Origin of the sequence: Companilactobacillus halodurans (assembly GCF_009600985.1) — a bacterium.
GTDB lineage: Bacteria > Bacillota > Bacilli > Lactobacillales > Lactobacillaceae > Companilactobacillus > Companilactobacillus halodurans.
In genome coordinates this window covers 1-19,785 of record NZ_VDFP01000021.1, presented here as the reverse complement: position 1 = coordinate 19,785, position 19,785 = coordinate 1, and the positions used below count along the sequence as shown (strand labels likewise).

At 36.7% G+C, this 19,785-nt stretch carries 14 protein-coding genes; 12 read left to right on the top strand and 2 right to left on the bottom strand.

The window, feature by feature from the left end:
* The first annotated feature begins 11 nt into the window (after positions 1-11).
* From gyrA to FHL06_RS09555, 8 genes are all read left to right on the top strand, one after another.
* Positions 12-2,558: a DNA gyrase subunit A gene (gene gyrA / locus FHL06_RS09590; RefSeq protein ID WP_153386089.1), complete on the top strand. Its 2,547-nt coding sequence runs from the start codon at positions 12-14 to the stop codon at positions 2,556-2,558.
* Between the two features lie 198 nt (positions 2,559-2,756).
* Entirely contained in the window at positions 2,757-3,053 is a 297-nt protein-coding gene (rpsF, locus tag FHL06_RS09585; RefSeq protein ID WP_153386087.1) for a 30S ribosomal protein S6, read from the top strand.
* Positions 3,054-3,090: 37 nt separating this feature from the next.
* Positions 3,091-3,687, top strand: a complete 597-nt coding sequence (gene ssb / locus FHL06_RS09580) for a single-stranded DNA-binding protein (RefSeq protein WP_153386085.1) — start codon at positions 3,091-3,093, stop codon at positions 3,685-3,687.
* A gap of 21 nt (positions 3,688-3,708) precedes the next feature.
* On the top strand, positions 3,709-3,945 hold the full coding sequence (gene rpsR, locus FHL06_RS09575) for a 30S ribosomal protein S18 (RefSeq protein ID WP_010625570.1): 237 nt from the start codon (positions 3,709-3,711) through the stop codon (positions 3,943-3,945).
* Positions 3,946-4,171: 226 nt separating this feature from the next.
* Entirely contained in the window at positions 4,172-6,175 is a 2,004-nt protein-coding gene (locus FHL06_RS09570; RefSeq protein ID WP_153386083.1) for a DHH family phosphoesterase, read from the top strand.
* 17 nt (positions 6,176-6,192) lie between these two features.
* Positions 6,193-6,648, top strand: coding sequence for a 50S ribosomal protein L9 (gene rplI, locus FHL06_RS09565; RefSeq protein WP_153386081.1), 456 nt, complete (start codon positions 6,193-6,195; stop codon positions 6,646-6,648).
* A 7-nt stretch (positions 6,649-6,655) separates the two neighbouring features.
* The gene (gene dnaB / locus FHL06_RS09560) at positions 6,656-8,035 is read left to right on the top strand and encodes a replicative DNA helicase (protein ID WP_153386080.1); all 1,380 of its coding nucleotides are present in this window, start codon (positions 6,656-6,658) and stop codon (positions 8,033-8,035) included.
* Between the two features lie 20 nt (positions 8,036-8,055).
* Positions 8,056-9,342: an adenylosuccinate synthase gene (locus FHL06_RS09555; RefSeq protein ID WP_153386078.1), complete on the top strand. Its 1,287-nt coding sequence runs from the start codon at positions 8,056-8,058 to the stop codon at positions 9,340-9,342.
* 283 nt (positions 9,343-9,625) lie between these two features.
* On the opposite strand, the gene FHL06_RS09550 is transcribed toward FHL06_RS09555, so the two are convergent.
* A complete protein-coding gene (locus FHL06_RS09550) occupies positions 9,626-10,555 on the bottom strand; it encodes a hypothetical protein (RefSeq protein WP_153386076.1) in 930 nt (309 codons plus the stop codon).
* A gap of 171 nt (positions 10,556-10,726) precedes the next feature.
* On the opposite strand from FHL06_RS09550, the gene FHL06_RS09545 reads away from it, so the two are divergent.
* Positions 10,727-11,923 carry a hypothetical protein gene (locus tag FHL06_RS09545; protein WP_238334002.1) on the top strand — a complete coding sequence of 399 codons (1,197 nt, stop codon included), beginning with the start codon at positions 10,727-10,729 and terminating at the stop codon, positions 11,921-11,923.
* 9 nt (positions 11,924-11,932) lie between these two features.
* Positions 11,933-14,653, top strand: a complete 2,721-nt coding sequence (locus FHL06_RS09540) for a transglycosylase domain-containing protein (RefSeq protein ID WP_153386074.1) — start codon at positions 11,933-11,935, stop codon at positions 14,651-14,653.
* 192 nt (positions 14,654-14,845) lie between these two features.
* On the opposite strand, the gene FHL06_RS09535 is transcribed toward FHL06_RS09540, so the two are convergent.
* The gene (locus FHL06_RS09535) at positions 14,846-16,294 is read right to left on the bottom strand and encodes an amino acid permease (RefSeq protein WP_153386072.1); all 1,449 of its coding nucleotides are present in this window, start codon (positions 16,292-16,294) and stop codon (positions 14,846-14,848) included.
* 286 nt (positions 16,295-16,580) lie between these two features.
* Between FHL06_RS09535 and FHL06_RS09530 the strand changes: the two genes are divergently transcribed.
* Positions 16,581-17,810 carry an LCP family glycopolymer transferase gene (locus FHL06_RS09530; protein ID WP_153386070.1) on the top strand — a complete coding sequence of 410 codons (1,230 nt, stop codon included), beginning with the start codon at positions 16,581-16,583 and terminating at the stop codon, positions 17,808-17,810.
* A gap of 74 nt (positions 17,811-17,884) precedes the next feature.
* Positions 17,885-19,429: an ABC-F family ATP-binding cassette domain-containing protein gene (locus tag FHL06_RS09525; protein ID WP_153386068.1), complete on the top strand. Its 1,545-nt coding sequence runs from the start codon at positions 17,885-17,887 to the stop codon at positions 19,427-19,429.
* Positions 19,430-19,785 lie beyond the last annotated feature (356 nt).

The window sequence follows — 19,785 nt, the reverse complement described above, 5'->3', positions numbered from 1 at the left end:
AAGACAATTTAATGGCAGATCACAGAATAGAAAATGTTAACTTGACAGAAGTCATGAAGAATTCCTTCGTTGACTACGCTGCTAGTGTTATCGTCTCACGTGCGCTACCTGACGTCCGTGATGGCTTAAAGCCAGTTCATCGCCGTATTCTTTATGGTATGAATGAATTGGGTGTAACGCCTGACAAACCATACAAGAAGAGTGCTCGTTTCGTTGGTGATATCATGGGTAAATATCACCCCCACGGGGATTCAGCTATTTATGAATCAATGGTCAGAATGGCACAGGATTTCAGTTATCGCTATCCATTAGTCGATGGACACGGAAACTTTGGATCAATCGATGGTGATCCACCTGCTGCTATGCGTTATACCGAAGCTAGAATGAGCAAGATGGCAGTTGAAATGTTGCGCGATATCAATAAAGATACCGTTGATCTTGTTCCTAACTATGATGGCGAAGAAAAAGAACCAATGGTTCTTCCAGCTAGATTCCCTAACCTTTTGGTCAATGGGGCAACTGGTATCGCCGTTGGTATGACAACTAATATCCCATCACACAACTTAAAAGAAGTCATCGATGCTCTACATATTTTGATGAGAAATAAAGATGCTACGATTGCTGATTTGATGAAAGCAATTCCTGGACCTGACTTCCCAACTGGCGGTATCATCATGGGTCGCTCTGGAATCAGAAAAGCCTATGAAACAGGTAAGGGAACAATCATCTTACGTGCTAAAGTTGACGTTAATACAAAGAAGAGTGGCGCTGAACAAATCATCGTGACGGAACTTCCTTATATGGTCAATAAAGCTCGTTTAGTTGAAAGAATTGCTGAATTAGCTCGTGAAAAGAAAATTGAAGGAATCACTGACTTGAATGATGAATCAGACCGTGAAGGTATGAGAATCGTTATTGATGTTCGTCGTGATGTCAGTGCTTCAGTTATCTTGAATAATCTTTACAAACTAACGCAATTACAAATTTCTTATGGTATCAACATGGTTGCGATTGTTGGAAAAACACCACATGTCTTTTCACTAAAGGGTATCTTAGTTGAATACTTGAAGCACCAAGAAGTCGTAATCAGACGTAGAACTGAATATGAATTAAGACGTGCTCAAGCAAGAGCTCATATCCTTGAAGGATTACGGATTGCTTTGGACCACATCGATGAAATCATCAAGATTATTCGTGGTTCACAAACTTCAGCAATCGCTAAACAAACTTTGATGGATAGTTACAAACTATCTGACAAGCAATCACAAGCTATTCTTGATATGCGTTTGGTTCGTTTGACAGGTTTGGAACGTGATAAAGTTGAATCCGAATATCAAGATTTGTTGGTTAAGATTGCCGACTACAAAGATATTTTGGCAAAACCTGAACGTGTCGATAAAATCATCTATGATGAATTGCTTGAAATTCAAGAAAAATTCGGCGATGACAGAAGAACAGAAATTCGTGCTAGTGAAATTGCTAACATCGAAGATGAAGATTTAATCGAAGAGGAAAATATCTTAATCGTATTGACTCACAATGGTTACATCAAACGTCTTTCAGCTGACGAATTCCGTGTTCAAAATCGTGGAGGCCGTGGTGTTCAAGGCATGGGCATCCATGGGGATGATTTCATCGAACAGATGATTTATACCTCAACTCATGACCGACTATTATTCTTTACCAATGCTGGTAAGGTATATCGTCTTAAAGGTTATGAAGTTCCTGAATATGGAAGAACAGCTAAGGGAATTCCGGTAATCAACCTTTTGAATATTGAAAAAGGCGAAAAGATTCAAACCATTATCAATGTCGATAAAGATGTTGACCGCGACAATTCCTTCTTGTTCTTTGTAACTAAGCAGGGAACTGTTAAACGTACTCCAGTCAATGACTTTGCTAATATCAGACATTCTGGCTTACGAGCAATCACTCTTAAAGATGAAGATGAGTTAACGAATGTCTTCTTAACAGATGGCAGTAAAGTTATCGTTATCGGAACTCACAAGGGTTATGCTGTAACCTTTAGAGAAAGCGACGTTCGTCCAATGGGAAGAACTGCTGCTGGTGTTCGTGGTATTAAACTTCGTGAAGAAGACTACGTTGTTGGTTCATCAATTGCCCAAGCTGGACAAGAAATCTTGACTATCTCTGAAAAGGGTTATGGTAAGAGAACTTCAGTCAGTGAATATCCAGTCAAGGGACGTGGCGGTAAAGGTATCAAGACTGCTAACGTAACTGAAAAGAATGGACCAATTGCTGGTTTGACTGTCGTTGATGGCGACGAAGATATCATGTTGATTACTGACAAAGGTGTCATGATTCGTTTTGAGGTACAAAGCGTTTCTCAAACAGGTCGTGCTACGCTAGGTGTCAGATTGATCAAGGTCGATGATAATTCAATCGTTTCAACAATGGCTAAAATTGCTGATTCAGGTTCAGATGATGATGATGAGAATTCAGATTCTGACTCTGATTCTGAGACAGACGACCAAAACAATGTTGATTCAAATGATGCTACAACAACTGATGATAATGAAGATTCAGATAATAAATAAAAAATAATCGTTTCTGCGTATTTTGAAATGTATCTCTAAAAAGAGATGCGTGTCAGGCAGAAACGATTTTTTATTGAATAGGTTCTAGTAATTGAGAGTAATTTATGATAAACTTACATTTCGTGAGTATAAAATGTAGTTAATTTATGCTCCTTGTTCTTTAATTAGAACCATTAGACCATAAGGAGGTGTACAGTCATGGCTGAAGTACATTACGAAATCACATATATCATTAAACCTGATATGGAAGAAGACGCAAAGAAGGCATTGATCGATCGTTTCGATAAGATCATTACTGATAACGGCGCCAAAGTAATCGACTCAAAAGACTGGGAAAAGAAACGTTTAGCATATGAAATTGCTAATTATAAAGAAGGTATCTACCACATTATCAATGTAGATGCTGAAAACGATGAAGCAATCAACGAATTCGACCGTCTTTCAAAGATTGAAGATAACATTCTTCGTCACATGATCGTTAGACGCGAAGACTAGTCTTGTTTCACGTGAAACATTTTAAGGAGGCAGATAAATGATTAATCGAGTAGTTATAGTTGGACGCCTGACACGTGATCCTGAATTGAGATACACTGCTAATGGAGCAGCGGTTGCCAGTTTTACAGTTGCTGTAAATCGACAATTCACTAATTCTCAAGGTGAACGTGAAGCCGATTTTATTAATTGTGTTATTTGGAGAAAAGCTGCCGAGAATTTTTCTAATTTTACAAACAAAGGTTCTCTTGTTGGAATTGATGGACGTCTTCAAACACGTAACTATGAAAACCAACAAGGTCAAAGAGTTTATGTAACTGAGATAGTTGTTGAAAACTTCTCATTGCTTGAATCTCGTGCCGAAAGTGAAAAGAGAAACGCCGGTAACAATAACTCTAACCAAGGTTCTAACTACAATAATTCAAATCAATCAAATCAGTCTCCATTCGGAAACAATAATAGTAATAACAACAGTTATGGTAATAACTCCGGTAACGGAAATAATTACCATAACAATAATAACGATAGTAATAATTCAAATAATAACCAATCTAACAATTCTAACAATAATATGAGCGATCCTTTTGCTGACAATAGTAAACCGATTGACATATCTGACGATGATTTACCATTTTAATATAGAAGGGAGCAATCGATAATGGCCCAACAAAGAAGAGGCGGACGTAGAAGACGTAAAGTTGACTTCATCGCTGCTAACCACATCGAATACATCGATTATAAAGATACAGACTTACTTAAGAGATTTATCTCAGAACGTGGTAAGATTTTACCTAGACGTGTTACAGGTACAAGTGCTAAGAACCAAAGAAGACTTACAATTGCTATCAAGCGTGCAAGAATCATGGCTCTATTACCATTTGTTGCTGAAGACTAATTTTTTGAAAATTAATTAAAGACCACTTTCAGGTGGTCTTTTTTTAAACTCTAAATCGGATTTTTTAAAATTTCTTGTTTCGTAAAATTGTTATTATTTCTTAGAAATTATGCTATATAATATTTTTTATAAGACGACTTTTGACGATTTATTTACCATAAATATAATTCGAAAAGAAGAAGTCGGCTGTGATAAAATTAAGGGGTATATCTAAGAGGGGACTAATATGAAAAAGATAAAATCTAATCTGAAATTCTTCCTTTCGCGAGTTGACCATTCGACTCAACTCACGGCGGTCTCTTTGATTGTAATGCTAGTGGCTATTTTAATAGTTGGATTGGTCAGAGGCTCTGCAGCCGGTTACATCCAAGCTGTTTTAATAATTATCTCATTAGTACTATTTATATATTTGTTCTTGCTTTTAGGAGAAAAAGCAGGTAAATATACGAACAATTTACAATATCGAATCGATCGAGGAACAGACAACAGTTTCGTAGAGTATCCTTTAGGAATACTTTTGTATGATGCTGATAAACGAATTCAGTGGGTAAACCCTTACTTTGTTGAGAAGACGGGCTTTAATCCATCTAACAGTATGAGTGTCGGCGATATTTCAAGCGAGTTATCAAGCTTGATTGACGACCAAGAACATGCTGGTAACAAAACTATTCAAATAGATAATAAGTATTACTTAGTTCAAGTCCAAACGGAATTGAAGGTTATCTATTTATTAGATATTACGTATTATTCAAATATTGAAAATAAATATGAAGGCAACCGTTCTGTTGTTGGACAAGTTTATTTGGATAATTATGCTGAAATCACGCAATCAATGAGTGATCGGGATGTCTCTAATTTGGATAATTACATTACCAATGAATTATCTAACTGGGCTTCCGACCAACAAATGTTTTTGAAGCGGATCGATGATGATCATTTCTTCATCATGGCATATACTGGAAAGATTTTTAACATGGAGCAAAATGGCTTCAAGATTTTGGATGTCATTCGTGAATTCACTTCACAGCAAAATGTTCCATTGACCTTAAGTATGGGCTTCTCATATGGGGTCGATGATTTAAATAAATTGAATACTGAAGCACAAAAAAATCTCAATTTGGCCTTAGGACGTGGTGGCGACCAAGTCGTAGTCAAAGAGATTGGCGAAAAAGCTCGTTTCTATGGCGGAAATACCGACCCAATGGAAAAGAGAACTCGTGTCCGTGCCAGAATGATCAGTGAAGCTCTCCAAGAATTGCTCAAGGAAAGCGACCAAGTAATCGTTATGGGACACTCGCATCCCGATATGGATGTTTTGGGATCATCGCTTGGTATTAGACGAATTTCAATGATGAACAATACTCCATGCAAGATTGTCATTAATCCAAATACTTTGCATTCTGATGTCAGTCGATTGCTAGGCATGATTGACGAAGATCCTGAAATCAAGAAGGATATCATTTCACCAGATGAATCGGTTTCAATCAAGACGCCGAAAACTTTAATCGTAATGGTCGACCATTCGAAGCAAAGTATTTCAATCAATCCTGACTTATTTGAAGGAGACAACAATAAGGTCGTTGTTATCGATCACCATAGACGTGGGGAAGAGTTCCCTGAAAATCCTATGTTGATTTATATCGAGCCTTACGCTTCTTCAACTAGTGAATTGATTACTGAAATGCTTGAATATCAACCTAAGAATAAGAAAGCGATTGAAAAAATTGAAGCTACAGCCTTGTTGGCAGGTATTACTGTTGATACTAAGTCATTTTCACTTAGAACAGGAACGAGAACGTTCGATGCAGCTAGTTATTTGCGTTCAGTTGGTGCTGATGAGACTATTATTCAAAATGTCTTGAAGGAAAACGTTGATTCCTTTATTCAAAAGAGCCATTTGATTGAAACAATCACAATGGTCAATGACAATATGGCGATTTGCTTTGGCGAAGAGGATAAGACTTACGATCCAGTTATTGTTGCTCAAGCAGCGGATACATTGTTATCATTAAATAATGTTGAAGCATCATTTGTCATTAGTAAACGTCCTGACGGTCGTGTTGGTATTTCTGCACGTAGTTTAGGAAGCGTTAATGTCCAAGTAATTATGGAAAAACTTGGCGGTGGCGGACACTTGTCTGACGCTGCAACTCAAATTCCTGATTCAACGGTAGAAGAGGTCAAGAATCAATTAGTTGAGGTATTGACTGATTCGGATAAGAAGAACTAAGAGGAGGATCATATAGCATGAAAGTTATTTTCCTAGAAGATGTTAGAGGTAAAGGTAAAAAAGGCGAAGTTAAGAACGTGGCAACTGGTTACGCTCAAAACTTTTTGATTAAAAATAAGCAAGCAATTGAAGCTACTAAAGCTAATGTAGCTAAGTTGAAGGCTGAACAAAATCGTGAAGAAAAAGATTACGAAGCTGAAAGACAAGAAGCTAAGGAAATCAAGAAACAAATCGAAAACGATAAGACAGTTGTTGAAATCTCAGCCAAATCTGGTGCTGATGGTCGTTTGTTTGGTTCAGTCACAACTAAGAAAATTGCTGAAGAACTCAATAAGCAATACGATATCAAAGTTGATAAACACAAGATGGTACTTTCTGATGGTATTAAGTCCCTTGGATATATTAATGTACCAGTTAAATTATTCGAAGGTGTTGAAGCAACCATCAGAGTTCATGTCGCTGAAAAGAAGTAGGATATAAATGAATAATGATATAACTTCAAGAATACCGCCCAATGATAAGGATGCCGAGCAGGCCGTATTAGGAGCGGTTTTTCTCAGTCAGGATGCTTTAATTGAAGCTATGGAATACGTTGATGCCGACGACTTCTATCAACACGCCAATCAACTAGTGTTCCAAGCAATGATGAATTTAAACGATGAAGAAGAACCAGTCGATGTCGTGACGGTTCAAAATGAATTAGATCGTGCAAATCAAATTGAAGATATTGGTGGGGTAAGTTATTTAGCAGAATTGGCCAATGCTGTGCCGACAGCTGCTAATACGACTTATTATGCCAAAATCGTTAAGAACAAATCGACTTTAAGACGTCTGATCAATGCTGCAACTGATATTGTAAGCCGCAGTTTTGAAGAAGATGAAGATGTCGATAGTATTATCGATCAGTCTGAGAAGGATATCATGGACGTTTCAGAAAATCGGAACCACAAAGGATTTCGAAGAATTTCTGATGTCGTTAAGTCTTCTTTTGAAGAAATCGATAAATTATATGACGAAGATAGTGATGTTACTGGACTTTCAACAGGCTACAAAGACCTTGATGACATGACGACAGGATTGCACAAGGATGAGTTAATTATTCTCGCTGCTAGACCGGGTGTCGGAAAAACAGCCTTTGCACTTAATTTAGCTCAAAATGCCGCCACTAAGTCCAATGCCACTGTTGCTATTTTTTCTCTAGAAATGGGTGCTGAGCAATTAGTTAACCGGATGCTATGTTCGGAAGGCAGTATCGATGCAAATGCGCTTAGAACTGGTAAATTGGACGAGAATCAATGGAATAGTTTGGTCGTAGCTATGGGTAGCTTAGCTCGGACTAATGTTTACATTGATGACACTCCTGGTATCAAGATGGCTGAGATTCGTTCAAAATGTCGTCGTCTTTTAAAAGAAAGCGGCAAATTGGATCTCGTTATCGTCGATTATTTGCAATTGATCGAAGGTACCGGCCAAGAAAATAGACAACAAGAAGTTTCAGTAATTTCTCGTAATATGAAAAAATTAGCAAAAGAACTACATGTACCAATAATCGCTTTATCACAGCTTTCCCGTGGCGTTGAAGCTCGTCAGGATAAAAGACCAATGTTGTCAGATATCCGTGAATCTGGTTCAATTGAACAAGATGCGGATATCGTAGCTTTTCTTTATCGTGATGATTATTATCGTGATGAAGATGGCGATGACAATGATAATGACCAAGGCGAACCTGAGGATCAAGATGTTGGGGAAGTTGAAGTAATTATCAGTAAGAACCGTTCTGGTCCAAGAGGGACGGCTAAGTTATTGTTCGTGAAATCTTATAATAAGTTTTCATCGATAGCGAATATTCCAGAAAATTAAATAGTGTAGGTGTAGAAGAAATGACAACAGTTGTTGTAGTAGGTACCCAATGGGGCGATGAAGGTAAAGGTAAGATTACCGATTATTTCAGTGGTGAAGCTAACATTATTGCACGTTACCAAGGCGGAGATAATGCAGGACACACTTTGAACATCGATAATCACGTTTACAAGTTAAGATCAGTCCCATCAGGCATTTTGTATTCAGATAAAACTAGTGTTATTGGAAATGGCGTTGTTTTAAACCTTGAATCACTTCAAGAAGAATTGAAGCGTCTGCATGACCAAGGCGTAGATACAACTAACCTAAAAATTTCTAATCGTGCACAGTTGATCCTTCCATATCATATTGAATTAGATAAACTCCAAGAAAAGGCTAAAGGCGATGCCAAAGTTGGGACAACTAACCGCGGAATCGGACCTGCCTATACTGACAAAGCATCCCGTGTTGGTATTCGAGTAGCTGATATTTTGGACAAAGAGTTATTCAAAGAGTTATTGAAAGAAAATCTTCAAGAAAAAAATGAACTATTTACAAAGATTTATGGTGTTGAACCAATGGAATTTGACGATATTTTTGAAAAATATTATCAAATTGGCCAAGACCTTAAAGATCGTGTCATTGATACATCAGCCTATTTAAATAAAGAATTAAAGAATGGCAAAAACGTATTATTTGAAGGAGCACAAGGAATCATGCTCGATATCGACCATGGAACATATCCTTACGTAACTTCTTCAAACCCAGCCGGAGGCGTCACAACCGGAGCAGGAATCGGTGCACCATTGATCGACAACGTGATTGGCGTTGTAAAAGCTTATACATCAAGAGTTGGCGCTGGTCCATTCCCAACAGAACAATTAAACGACACAGGAGACTTCTTAAGAGAAGCTGGCCACGAATACGGAACCGTAACGCACCGTCCTCGTAGAGTTGGTTGGATTGATCTAGTTGTCCTAAAACACTCCAGCAACGTATCAGGAGTAACGCATTTATCATTGAACTGTTTAGACGTATTGACCGGATTAAAAGAAATTAAAATCTGTACCGGTTATGACCTAAACGGCAAAATTATCGACGAATATCCAGCTAACTTAAACGTACTAGCAAAATGCAAGCCAGTATATAAGACATTGCCAGGCTGGACAGAAGATATAACACAAGCTAAGAAGTTAGAAGATCTACCAAAAGAAGCTAGAGATTATTTGGACTTTATCAAAGACCAATTGGGAGTGGAATATGCCACAGTATCAGTTGGACCAGATAGAGAACAGACTATTGAAGTTAATGACGTTTGGAAAAACTAGAGAGCGAAGCAGGACCGCTTAGACACCGAGGATTAGAGCAATTTCACAAATTGCTCGCGTACCTTGCGAGTGATTCGTGAAATAGGTCTAACCGGAAGTGTCTGTCCTGTGTAGCTCGTTTCCGCTATGCAGCATATATAGCGCACTAAAACAATAAAAATTAAATGCACCAAAACGAACCAAAAAACTAAAAACTAAATTCAACACAAACAACAAAAAAAGCAATTTTCTCCTTTGAATCTAAAGAAGAAAATTGCTTTTTATTATGTCTAAAAGTATTTAATCACTTATTCAAATCATCAGTAGAAATAATCCCACGTTGAAAATTAATAAACCGTCCACTATTACGACTAAAAGTCAGCGTATAAAAGTAACTATCATTCTTACTCAATTGTTTGATATAAACCCGAGTATAACGAGGCACATCAGACAACTGATACCCCACGATACTTGAATTGCTAACACGAGAGTTGGAATTCTTAGCTAAAGTGAAAAGTCCAACGTCGCTTTTGTCAGGATTGAGACCTAAATTGAGTGATATCTGGTTGAAATTACCAGGGTCATTAGCATTTGTCGCTGTTAAATTAGAATTGATAATAGCTGTTTTGAGACGTTGCATGAAGGCATTTGCTTGTGAAGTTCCATCTTTTCCCATGGCAATGTCATCGAGCACGTATTTGGCAGGGTATTTATTGGTTTTTTGATTGAGATATTTAGCAGAAGTAATGGAATCATCTTGATAGTACAAACGATAACGGTAGCCAACGATATTTTTGGTGTCATCGTAACGATTGCAGCTGATAGTGATGTACTTTCCGTGAGTATCCTTTCCAAAGTTAAGTAAGGTCAAATTAGCAATATAGCGATGAGATTTTTTGTGAACCTTTTTAGAAAGGGCTTTTTCTTGATCATTAGATAAAAATGACAAGTCTTTTGTATTATTATAGTCATCGTTAAGAGTATTGATTAAATCAAGCGCTTTTTGCTTATCTTTGTCCATGTCGCTATTTTTTAAAGTGATAGACTTAGGTGCAATATCTTCATCGATATTTTTAGGATTTACAATCAATGAAAAGGGAATCGTTAATTGGGCAATATGATCAACGGTTTTGTCTTTGATTTTTCCAAGATTAAGGGCATATGCGGAAACGATTATTACAACTAAGAGAAGAATAATGATCCATTTAATATATTTTTTGTTTAATTTTTTCAAAATTTCCACCCTTTATTTGTAGGATAATTTACTATATATAATAACAAGATGAACTAGATATTTGGGGAAAATCATGAAAGATAAGAAAGATTTAAAGACTCGGACTAAATCAGAACATTATTTACTAATAGGTGCTGGTGTTGTCGGTGTACTAACGGCAGTCATTTTTTTGTGATGCTTTCACGTGGCGTAGTCAATGCCGTGGTTACATCTAAAATATCTAGTCAGTATCAAGATAAGGAATTAGAAGTTTTAAAGACTAACTTGAATTATAAATCGCTAGATTTCATTGGGAAATTAATCGACGTAAGCGATGGTTATGTAGTGACACCTAGCAATATCAAGAAGTATCAGGAGTTGGAAGATTACATTCAAGCACGAAAAAATCGTACCAAAGATGTCAATGGACTTTACAATGGCAAGAGTTACTACAAAGATAGTGTGACAAGCGATAAAATCAACAGCTTGGATAAGACTTTGCTCAAAGAAAAAAATCAGGATGTCTATCAAAAACAACGAAATAAGTTGGATACGATTCAAATTTGGTTTGAACAGACCCAAGATGCTGATAAATATTTGAATAAAACTTGGAATAAATTTAATTCTGACAAAGATAGCCTGAGTTTTAAGAAGATTTCAATGGTCAATACGTATTATAAGTTAATCAAGAACAAAACGGCTAAGAACAATTGGAAGTCAGCCGTTGGACAAATGGATCAATATTTTGCCAATCATCAAAATGAAAGTTCAAGAGTTGCGGCAGTCAAGGCTGAATTAGAGGCTTTGAAGAAGTCGCCGTTGACTCAGGACTATACGCCAGCAAATGTGGATATTGTTTCCAGCATGAATTCAACTAGTGGTGCTTCTGATAACTTGAGTCAGGCTGGCATTACCGCAAAGAATGTTCTCTATTACAATTCAAGTAAAAATACTTTGGCTTTGATGACTCGAGTTAGTGGCAAGTATGTCGCTGAAGATGGTTATAGTACTGTCTTGAGTTCGCAAGTCAGTTCCGGAAAATACACAATCAAGAAAATCGTAGATGCTAATAGTTCTGATGCAATTATTACTGACAGTTCTAATAGCAATTTTGGCGAATACGTCTCTAATGCTTCTGAAGATGACCTTAAGGAATTAAATGTGACTGATCCTGACAATACGACTGAAGATTTCAATTCAGCAACGCCGGTTTTTTGGTTCAAGAATAATTCAGCTTTGACGAGTTCGATTTATTTTGGCGATAGTTCGACGATTGGATTTATTTATGCAGGTGGCACTAGCTACAATAATGGTATGCAAATTAGTTCGTCAGACTTGTCTAATTTGATGTCACAAATCTCTTCTGGAATAACATTCTATGTTAATTAGGAGCTAATTATGCGTAAGAAAAAAATGGAACATAGGTTAATTAGAAAAAGAAAAAAATGGCCTTTTGTCTTACTGACTATTGTACTTTTGATTGTCTTGAGCGTAGGGGCCTTTTGGTGGAAATATGGTTATGATATTCGTAATACGATTGCTGATGGCTATTCATATAGTCAGGGATTAAAAAAATCTGACTTTCATCCCAAAAATTCGACCGTTATATATGATCGTAACGGTAAAGAACTTAAGAAACTCTCACAGTCGAGTTCCAATTATACTTCAATAAATAAAATTAACCCCAAAATCAAGAAGGGTTTAGTTGCTGTTGAAGATCAACGCTTTTATATTCACCATGGGGTCGATCTATACGGTATCGCGCGTTCAGTCGTGTCAACTTTGTTGCATCATCGAACTGAAGGTGGCTCAACTTTGACGCAACAACTGGTCAAAAACGTTGTTTTAAAAGATCAATCGCAAAATCTCACGCGTAAACTCAAAGAAATGGTCATCGCCCAACAATTGGAAAAGAAATTTACTAAGAAACAAATCCTGGAATTCTATATCAATGATGTTTACATGGGACACGGTTCTTATGGATTCAGTGCTGCTTCTGATTATTACTTTTCCCAAAAACAAAAGGATTTATCAATTGATAAATTAGCAGTGCTAGTGGGCATCCCTAATAATCCAGTTTATTATGATCCGGTCAGTTATCCTAAGCGAGCATTGAAACGCCGCAACATGATTCTTTATATCTTTAACCAACGTGGCTTAATCTCTAAAAAGACTTATCAAGCTGCTCGTAAAAAGCCTTTGGGATTAAAAGTCAATGAACGTAAATATGATAACAATGTTTCAAATAATTATGCCCTTAGTTATGCCGTCTTCAATGCGACTGAAGAATTGATGAAATCTTCAGGATTTACAATGCAATATTCATTTAAAAATAATGCGCAGCGAAAAGCCTACAACACGAGATACCAACAAGAATACGAACGGGCTCATGGTGAGTTGATGGACGGTGGCTACACGATTCGTACAACCATCGATATGAATCTTCAAAAGAAGATTGAAGCTTTAGTCGATAAAACTTATCAATCGTATACAGGACGCGATGCCAATGGCAAATTGACGCCACAAGTTTCCAGTACTGTTATCGATAATAAGACTGGCGACGTTATAGCGGTCGTTGGTGGTCGGACGACAGATGGCGATCAAGTTAATCGGGCGATAAGCGGTTATCGTCAACCTGGATCAGCGGCTAAGCCAATCGTAGCTTATGCACCAGCTTTTGAAAGAGGCTATTTTCCACAGAGTACTGTCACCGATTCAGCAGTTGGTAATCCAGTCATTCATAACTGGTATAGCGGATATACTGGCAGTAATTCTTTAAGACACGCTTTGGAAAATTCAATCAATACGATTGCTTACAAATTGGCCGCTTCCGATACGAAACATAGTTATTACGATGACATGGTAAAAATGGAGTTTGCAAGGTTAGATCCTAATCAAAAGGCCGATCCACGATTGGCAATCGGGTCATTTACTTATGGCGTCACAACTACGGAAATGGCTTCAGCCTACAGCTCATTTGCTCGCAATGGTCAATTCATTCATCCCAGCAATTTGAGCAGCATTTATGATAATGATAATGGTCGTTACATTTATCAAAACACGCATATGAAAAAAGACGTTTATACCAAGAATGCCAGTTATATGATGCTTAATACGATGCAGTCAGTTATCACTGACGGCTTGGGTAAAGCAGCTGCTTTGGATAATTACAAATATACGGCTGGTAAAACTGGTACGACTGATAATACTAAGGATTCCTATTTTGTAGGGATGACTCCGGACTTTACGATTGCTAACTGGACCGGAAACGATACGCCATCAACGTTGACTAGCAGTGAAGATGCTCTAACGATGCAAGCCTTTAAAGCTGAAGGAGAGTACATGGTCGATTATATGAAAGAAAAGAATAAGAACTTCAAAAAACCAAGTACCGTGACTGTCAGCGGCAATAATTTGTCGGTAAATACTAGTAATGAAAAGCCAAGCATTCAAGATGTAATCGATACTGACTTTTCTAAGTACAATACTGATCAAGAAAATAAGAATACTAATCGACTTTATAACTTGGATTATCGGATTATTTATCATTTGACGAAAAAAGAAGAATTCAAGCGGGAAAAGAAAGTCCAAAGAGCAATTGATAAGTACACTGATTCACCAATTACTAAAGAATCTCAATACAATAAAAAATTGAGTGAATTGCAAAAAATTCGGTACCTGAACGCTAACGTTAAACGTCAAAGTGCTAAGGTCAACTTCAATAAGCAAATTCTGGAATTGCAAAAGGATCTCAATTTGAGTCAAGCGATGTTCCAGACTGCTAAGGATAACAAGAAAGTGGCCAAGTACGAATCTGAAAAAGAGGAAATCGAGACTCGAAGAGAAGAAAAGCGTCAAGACATGGTTGATAAACTAATGCCGCAATATAATTCGCAACTTCAAAAGGTCAAGAGCGCTTATAAGAATAACGACTCTGATAAAGAAGACCAAAAGCAAAAATTGGTCGATATTATGAATGAGATTCGTAGTTATGGTGGAACAGTGCCAGATGTGAAGATTACAGTCAATAGCAGTTCCAGTTCAGATTCTGATTCATCTTCCTCAGATTCAACAAGCTCGGGTTCTTCGAATTCAAGTAATGATTCAAGTAGCAATTAAAGATAAACAAAAAATAGGTTTGGAACATAACTATTTTTCTTCTAAGCTTGCAGCATAGACGCAGAACATAACATAGCTTTTTATGCTTAAAATAAATAGCTCCTGGTAATCAAAGTACGATTACCAGGAGCTATTTGCCTTAATATTCGAAAGCTGACCATGTTATATTCCGCTCTCTTTTATTAAGAAATATTATTCAGGATCAAGGTCATTAGTACGTTTAGCAATGGCTGGCAAGATTAAACCAAGAGCAATCAAGACAATTGGCGTAATGATGTTTAAAGCTAATTGGAACCACCATGATGATGGATCTTTTGCCATATCCATCTTAGGAACCATTCCTAAAACACAAGCAAATGCTGTTAAGAAGAAAGTCCAAAGGCCAAATCCAAAGCCAACGTACTTATTCTTAACGAACATATAGTCTGATTTATATTTATCTAGTTGTTTAGTCAAAAGCATATAAGCAATGAAGACCCAGAGATAACGCATTGGCATGACGATTGAATTTAGATTCAAGAGCCAATTATATAAATCGTTCATCCCATTGATACCAAGTGCAGGCACAATAATAAGAATGGAAACAAGAATGGCAGTCATCTTATAACCGTTGATGGCAATACCACGTTTGTTTTTCTTCGAAAGCGACTTAGGGATGTACTTCTTATCAGCATCGCCTAAAAGCATTCTTAGTGGTGCATCGATAGAAATTGCTAAGGCTGCCGCTGAAGCAACGGTATTCGTGATGGCATATGCCCAGACGAACAAGTTTCCTACGTGGAAGCTATTTCCAAGGAATTGGAAGGCTTGGTAAGCACCATTAGCCATCAAATCAGCTGGGATATGATTTGAATTGACGATCATACCAATAGCAAATGAACCTAGAATAGCTGAAATAGCCACCATAACAGCTAAAATAATCATACCTAGTGGGAATTCCTTCGAAGCATTCTTAGTCTTGTTAACATATGGCGAGATTTTTTCTGACCCACCAACGGCGAAGACTAACATTGAGATAGTTGTAAAATATTGGAAATCGAATTTCGGTATGTATGTGTGAATATCAGTCATGTCTGGTGTGGCAATTTGAACATGAGTGATGAATGGTGCACTGACACCTAAAATAATAAAGAGCATCGACATGGTAAACATTGCGATTCCGGCAATACTACCTAAATTATTTAAAGTGGTTGCCCCTTTACTAGCTAACCAAACGAAGAGTAAGAAAATAATCAAACTTGCTCCTTGTACGACTAAAGGTGAAGCAGTTTGGATAAATGAACCGTTTCCCTTGAATAACCAACTTAAACTAACCATAATGATTTGTGGTTTTTGGGCAAGGTAAGGAACATGAACTACCCAATATGTCCAAGCGGCAAAATAAGCAAACTTATTGTTTGAGAGCATCTTAATCCAAGAACTGACACCCCCGCCTTCTTCTTGAAAGGCTGATCCAAGTTGTCCCACCATTAAAGTGTATGGAACAAAATAAAGAACCATAATTAAAATCCATGATGTTATAACAGCTAAACCTTGATTAGCGAAGTTGTTAATAACGTTGTTAAGACCCCAAACGGTGGTAAACCCTAAAAGAGCAATATTCCACCATCTAAATGTCTTTGCATTACTAGCATCTGACATAGTTAAATCCTCCTACGAAGGAGATTATACATGAAATATACAAACAAAACTTCTAAATAATGATATAGTTTTTTTACTATATATAATGTTATATTAAAGTAAATAATTTTTTATGAAATTGACAGATTGCATCAAAAAATTATAATTTAGGAATGCGGCTGTTAAAAAGAATTATTTTTAATCAATGGAATTAAGCTGTATAATTGCACTCTATCTAGATATAATACAGAATGGAACAAAAAGAGAGCTTGTTTTATATTAGGTAGCAAATTAATCGGAGTTTACTATGGATAATAACAATAAGAATAATATGTCCAGAGAACGCAGGCGCAGAACGCGTAATAACGCCTTAGCATCTGGCAATAATGGGAAGATTAAACGCCCATTTCTTAAGATATTAGGGCTAGTGCTTCTAGTCGTGATATTTGTAACGGGTGCATATGGATTTAGATTATATGCTCAAGCACAAAACTCGTTGGGTAAAACTTATAAGGCTTTGGATGGTAAAAAGGTTTCAACACGAATCAACAATAAAAAACCAATTTCTATCTTATTATTAGGAGTCGATACGACCGATAATGGGATTCGTGATATGGAAAAAGATTATCACGGAAATTCAGATACGATGATCGTAGTTACAGTCAATCCAAAGACAAACAAGACGACAATGGTATCAGTACCAAGAGATTCAATGGCACAAATTTGGAAAAATGATAATAAGAAAACAAAGAAAATTCAAAAAATAAATTCAGCTTATAATCTCGGAAATGAAGAGGGCGCCGTTGCAACGACGGAGAAGCTTTTGAACATACCAATCGATTATTATGTTAAGGTTGATTTTAATTCTTTGAAGCAAATTGTTAATGCTGTTGGCGGTGTAGATGTTAAAGTACCATTTAGCTTCTCTTATGGAGATACCGGTGAAAAAGAATCTCACTTTAAGAAGGGAAAGATGCATTTAAATGGCAAGCAAGCCTTGGATTATTCCAGAATGCGCTACGAAGACCCTCAAGGAGATTATGGACGTCAGTTACGACAACGTCAGGTCATAACGGCAATCATCAAGAGTGCGGCAAGTGCCAATACATTCACGCACTATCAAAAAGTGTTAGATAGTATTTCTAGTTCTATGACAACTAATCTAAGTTTCAATGATATGCAATCAGTTTTCTTCAACTACCGTGGAGCAGCTAAGAATATCGATTCAGATCATTTGCAAGGATATAGTTCTATGATTAGTGGTTCGTCATATGAAGTTATTCCAACTAAGGAATTAAGACGTGTTTCCAATAAATTGCGTAAGCAATTGAATCTTTCAAAAGAACAGTTGAATAATAAAGAAACGAAGCTAAATTCTTTGAATGAGAAGAATGGGTTCTCATTTAATTCAACTAATGGCCAGCAAAATTATACGATTTATACTGGTAATACAAGTTCTTATGGAAGTACATTTGGCAATACGGGAACCACAAACAACTCGAATACAACAGGCTATACAAGAAATAAAATGTTTTAATAGAGTTTAAATAAAAGGGCTGAGACAAAGGTTTCAGCCTTTTGTTATGTTATGGGAAATAAAAGGAGATAAATATGAGTGTTTTAGAAGTACACGGATTATCACAACAATTTTTGGATAAGAAATTGTATGATGATGCGGATTTACAAGTTAATAAAGAAGATCATTTAGGAATAATTGGTCAAAACGGTGTTGGTAAATCAACTTTTATCAAAATATTGACTGGTCAAATCGAACCAGATGAGGGAAAAATATCCTGGAAGAAGCATCTAACTGTTGGTTATTTAGACCAACAAGCTAAATTAGCCCCAGGTTTATCAATTTATGAGTATCTACAAACAGCTTTTTCAGACTTGTATGAAACAAGCGACAAATTAAACGATATTTACATGAATAATCCTTCAGATGAAGACCTTGAAAGAGCTGGAAAACTCCAAGAAATCTTGGATGCCAATGATTTCTATGAGTTGGATACTAAAATTCAACAAGTAGCGACAGGTTTAGGATTAGATGCGATTGGATATGATCATGACGTTTCCAAACTCAGTGGTGGTCAAAGATCGAAGATTATCTTAGCTAAAATTTTGTTAGAAGAACCAGATATGATTTTACTGGATGAGCCAACTAATTATTTGGATACTAACCATATCGACTGGTTAGCTGATTATTTGAATGATTTTAGTGGTGCCTTTATCGTAATTTCCCACGACTATACTTTCTTGGACCGCATCATCAACTGCGTGGCTGATTTTGAATTTGGTAAGATTACTAAATATACTGGGACTTTGAATCAAGCTCTCAAGCAAAAGGCTGCTAATAAAGAAACATATATGAAGGCTTACGTTAAGCAACAGGAGAAAATCTCAAAGACTAAGGCCTATATTAGGAAATTTAAGGCTGGTTCTCGTTCTAAGAGTGCTAAAAGTAGAGAGAAACAACTCGCACATATGGACGTTTTGACTCCTCCTGGGAATAAGACAGCCGCTAGCTTTGGTTTTCCATATGTCGAAGTACCTAGTTCCAGGATGCTATTGGAAGTAAATAACCTAAAAGTTGGATATGATGGAGAAGCTCTTTTTGATAAAGCTTTGAACTTCTCGATTGTTAGTGGCGAGAAAATGGTTATCAAAGGATTCAATGGTATCGGTAAGTCTACCTTGATCAAAACCCTATTAGGGATATTGAAGCCTATTGAGGGTAACTTTGATTTCTCAGAGACGGTTAAGATTGGCTATTTCAAGCAAGATTTAGTATGGAAGAATAACCTCGAATCACCTTATCAATATATCAGTGGCGAACACCCTGATAGGGATGGTAAAGAAGTTCGTCAGGTCTTAGCTAGAACTGGTTTGACTAATCAACAAATCATGTCATCGTTGCGTTCACTTTCTGGTGGGGAGCAGACTAAGGTCAAGATTGCTGATTTAATGTTTGATAATACTAACTTCCTATTCATGGATGAGCCAACTAATCATTTGGATGATGAAAGTAAAGCCGCTTTGCGTAGAGGGCTGAAAAACTATGATGGCTCAATGATTCTAGTAACTCACGAAGAGGATTTCTATAGTAGCGACTGGATCGATAAGGTCCTAGATATTGAAAAGATCAAAGAAAATTGATTATTTTCAAAAAAATATGAAAAAGTACTTGCATTGGTTTACCATAAACGGTAATATATTACCTGTTGTCACGACGAGTCAGTCGTATCAATGGTTTGGCAGTTTTGCTGCTGAATCATTGAAAAAATAATTTTAAAAAGTTGTTGACATTGAGTTGATAACTTGTTATGATTATTAAGTTGACTCGTTGAGAGCAACGACCTAACAATTTGATGATTATTTCATTAAATTGTTAGAAAAATTATTTTAAAAAGTTCTTGACATTAACTTGTCGGCTTGATAAAATAATTAAGTCGCTGATGAGCGTAAGCGCTTAATCAGCTGGTAGACCTTTGAAAACTGAACAAAGTTTTAAC

Bases quoted from the DNA above. Each gene is read 5' to 3' on its own strand.
- rpsR (WP_010625570.1), top strand. From the start codon at position 3,709: ATGGCCCAACAAAGAAGAGGCGGACGTAGAAGACGTAAAGTTGACTTC.
- dnaB (WP_153386080.1), top strand. From the start codon at position 6,656: ATGAATAATGATATAACTTCAAGAATACCGCCCAATGATAAGGATGCC.
- FHL06_RS09570 (WP_153386083.1), top strand. From the start codon at position 4,172: ATGAAAAAGATAAAATCTAATCTGAAATTCTTCCTTTCGCGAGTTGAC.
- FHL06_RS09535 (WP_153386072.1), bottom strand. From the start codon at position 16,294: ATGTCAGATGCTAGTAATGCAAAGACATTTAGATGGTGGAATATTGCT.
- FHL06_RS09530 (WP_153386070.1), top strand. From the start codon at position 16,581: ATGGATAATAACAATAAGAATAATATGTCCAGAGAACGCAGGCGCAGA.
- ssb (WP_153386085.1), top strand. From the start codon at position 3,091: ATGATTAATCGAGTAGTTATAGTTGGACGCCTGACACGTGATCCTGAA.
- rpsF (WP_153386087.1), top strand. From the start codon at position 2,757: ATGGCTGAAGTACATTACGAAATCACATATATCATTAAACCTGATATG.
- FHL06_RS09525 (WP_153386068.1), top strand. From the start codon at position 17,885: ATGAGTGTTTTAGAAGTACACGGATTATCACAACAATTTTTGGATAAG.
- FHL06_RS09555 (WP_153386078.1), top strand. From the start codon at position 8,056: ATGACAACAGTTGTTGTAGTAGGTACCCAATGGGGCGATGAAGGTAAA.
- gyrA (WP_153386089.1), top strand. From the start codon at position 12: ATGGCAGATCACAGAATAGAAAATGTTAACTTGACAGAAGTCATGAAG.
- FHL06_RS09540 (WP_153386074.1), top strand. From the start codon at position 11,933: ATGCGTAAGAAAAAAATGGAACATAGGTTAATTAGAAAAAGAAAAAAA.
- rplI (WP_153386081.1), top strand. From the start codon at position 6,193: ATGAAAGTTATTTTCCTAGAAGATGTTAGAGGTAAAGGTAAAAAAGGC.